Genomic DNA, 2917 nt, shown 5'->3' with positions numbered 1-2917 from the left:
GGCTTGCTATCCGTACGGAGGGGCTATGGTATATAACGGTTTTGTAGTCGTCTATCCCCCAAGAAATCATCAGTAATCTAGAAGGAATTAAGAAACGATTGGTGCTTCTTTAATTCCTCTGATTATTGAAGAATATATCCACTGTTACAAGCATGGACAATCCAATAAAAAGCTAGCTGGATTAGTCCAGTTGAATACTGAACTCAATCCAGCCAATTAGTTATATAATATAATTCTATCTTTTAGGAGTAAGTACTGTGAAAGGATATAGTAAAGTATCTCCTTTATGCTTCTGTCATCGATAGTTCATTAAAAACATCGCTATATTGCATGTTTCCCTCCTTTATTAAACTTAGATAATAACCAATATCTTCATTTGATAAGAATATATTGTTTTTTAAAGCATAGTCCCTTAGTAAAGCAATATATCCGGATATTAAAGCGGTTGCTTGTGATGTACCAGAGGAATAAAATATCTCATCATTAGCATCTAATACTAATATATTCTCCCCAGGTGCATTAATTGTTGTTAGGTCAGGCCCACTAGTTAATTCTAATGGCTGTAAGTTTTCACCAAGTGCACCAATAGAAATAACTTCCCTCATATTTGCGGGGAACATCATTTCAAAATTAGAGAAGTCACCAGAAGATGCAGTAACTGTGATATTCTTACTGTGAGCCTCTTTAATTAAACCAGCAATGTCTTCATTATTTTTGTAGCTTCCAACACTTAAATTAATAACTGTTGCATTTTTATCAATAGCCATTTCAATCGCATCATATATCAATTCTGGTCTAGTTGATTCTGCCTTATCTAAAATTTTTATTGATAGTATATCAACATCGGGACTAATGCCTAGGATATCATCTTCCGTCCCTTTAATTATAGAGTACATCATAGTACCATGTCCGTTGTAATCGTAAATATCCTCACTCGTTAATGAGAAAGCTTTTTCTGCATCAAGTTTTATATTAGAAGAAATTCCACTATCTATTATAGCAATGGTTTGTGAAGATCCAGTGGAATAATGATGAAGCTCTTTATAATTAAGATGTTTATATACCCAGTAGTCTATTTCATCTGGAGTTGTGTTTTTTGAAAAAAAAACTCCAAAAACAATACTACTTACTGATAACAAAATTATTAATATTACTATTTTTTTTTTCATGAAATAAGTTTTACCCCTTTTTAAGCGCTACTACTACTGAGTTTCAATTGAGAATGTAAGCGTCCAGTGTAAATTGGCTATTATTCCACGACTAGTTAAAGCATTATGATAATCAGCTCTACTAGCAAGATTATTTATATATATTGAGGTTAATGAAGTAGAAATTGCTAGTGGTGCAACCCCGAATGCTGTGGCAAAAACAGCGACCCCTGTCCCAGATAAAGCAGCACTTCTTAAATTTGTAGCCCACAATCGGGCATTATTTGTACTTTTATATCTTCTTCTTCCCCACCAAAATGTTTGATCTTTAGTTACGCCTCCTTGGACATAAAAATGATCATCATTTGCATCAATTAATGCTCCATTAGATAGAATTTCTAACTTCCCATCACGCACATCAGCATTAAGATTTTCAATATTCTTTAAATATGTATCGACAATGCTTTGTTTTGTTAATGGTTTGTCACGCTTAATTCCCTGTAACTCAGAAAGTTTATTTAAATTATTAATATCCTTCTGATTTAAACTACTAATAATTTGCCCTTTATTTCTTGTTACCTCTATTCCATCCTCACTAAAGATTATGAATTCAGATAAAACTTCCTGGATTCTGTTCATACTAGATTCATATGAATACATGAAGTCAGAAGAGCTTTGGGAATGGGCAAAGACAGGGGGTGAAAAAATTCCAAAAGACAATACTATTACTAAAAATAATGATATTTGTTTCATTTAAAATCCTCCGTTTTTTTATAATTAACTAATTTTCACCATTATCGAATAGAGTTTATTGAGTTCTTGTGAAAAACGTAAGAGTCCAATGTAAATCGATTATTATTCCCCGATTACTTAAACTATTGTGATAATTAACTCTATTCGCGACATTAGCTATATAGATTCCCGTTATTGCATTCGGAATCCCCCCCATTGGACCGAACACAGCACCTGCAATAATTGCATGTGCTGCGTTAGCTTCAGAAAGAAACAGTAATTCCGCAGCCCATGTTCTAGCGTTAGCTGTACTTTTATACCTTCTTTTTCCCCACCAAAAATTTTGATCTTTAGTTACGCCTCCCTGGACATAAAAATGATCATCATTTGCATCAATTAATGCTCCATTAGATAGAACTTCTAACTTTCCATCACGCACATCAGCATTAAGATTTTCAATATTCTTTAAATATGTATCAACAATGCTTTGTTTTGTTAATGGTTTGTCACGCTTAATTCCCTGTAACTCAGAAAGTTTGTTTAAATTATTAATATCCTTCTGATTTAAACTACTAATAATTTGCCCTTTATTTCTTGTTACCTCTATCCCATCCTCACTAAAGATTATGAATTCAGATAAAACTTCCTGGATTCTGTTCATACTAGACTCATATGAATACATAAAGTCAGAAGAGCTTTGTGAATAGGCAAAGGTGGACTCTGTAAAAACACCAAAAAACATTACTGAAATTAAGAATAAAGCTGAAAACTTTACTTTTAACATCCAAAAACCTCCTTTAAATTATTTACATATATGTTATAATATAAAAGTCGAAAAAACAAGGAGGTTTGTGGAAATTGAAAAACTTTATTTTTTTAACAGCAATCATTATCGTAATCATAATTTTATTTTTATTAAAATATTATTTTGAAGTAATTGGTAGCTATACGCTTATAATAATCTTTTTAGCAATAACAATTATAATATCGTTCTTGAGAAAGGCATTAGATATAAACTTTTTTGAATGAGACCTTTT

Annotated in this window: 3 protein-coding genes; all 3 read right to left on the bottom strand. The window is 31.8% G+C overall.

The genetic code is table 11. The annotated features are described in order from the left end of the window. Positions 1-284: 284 nt before the first annotated feature. The 3 genes from JCM19043_RS15500 to JCM19043_RS15490 are packed head-to-tail and all read right to left on the bottom strand — an operon-like array spanning position 285 to position 2664. Complete coding sequence (locus tag JCM19043_RS15500; protein ID WP_062323936.1) at positions 285-1169, bottom strand: S8 family serine peptidase; 885 nt, start codon at positions 1167-1169, stop codon at positions 285-287. 33 nt (positions 1170-1202) lie between these two features. Continuing rightward, entirely contained in the window at positions 1203-1901 is a 699-nt protein-coding gene (locus JCM19043_RS15495) for a hypothetical protein (RefSeq protein ID WP_062323934.1), read from the bottom strand. A gap of 55 nt (positions 1902-1956) precedes the next feature. Continuing rightward, positions 1957-2664, bottom strand: coding sequence for a hypothetical protein (locus JCM19043_RS15490; RefSeq protein ID WP_062323932.1), 708 nt, complete (start codon positions 2662-2664; stop codon positions 1957-1959). Positions 2665-2917: the final 253 nt, after the last annotated feature.

The sequence above is a fragment of the Halolactibacillus sp. JCM 19043 genome, from assembly GCF_001310395.1.
GTDB classification, from domain to species: domain Bacteria; phylum Bacillota; class Bacilli; order Bacillales; family Amphibacillaceae; genus Halolactibacillus; species Halolactibacillus miurensis.
Note: the sequence above shows the minus strand (reverse complement) of the source record. Positions and strands in the feature narration are given on the sequence as shown.

What these genes read in the sequence shown, in the direction of transcription:
- JCM19043_RS15490 (WP_062323932.1), bottom strand. Translation starts at nt 2,664, where the DNA reads ATGTTAAAAGTAAAGTTTTCAGCTTTATTCTTAATTTCAGTAATGTTT.
- JCM19043_RS15495 (WP_062323934.1), bottom strand. Translation starts at nt 1,901, where the DNA reads ATGAAACAAATATCATTATTTTTAGTAATAGTATTGTCTTTTGGAATT.
- JCM19043_RS15500 (WP_062323936.1), bottom strand. Translation starts at nt 1,169, where the DNA reads ATGAAAAAAAAAATAGTAATATTAATAATTTTGTTATCAGTAAGTAGT.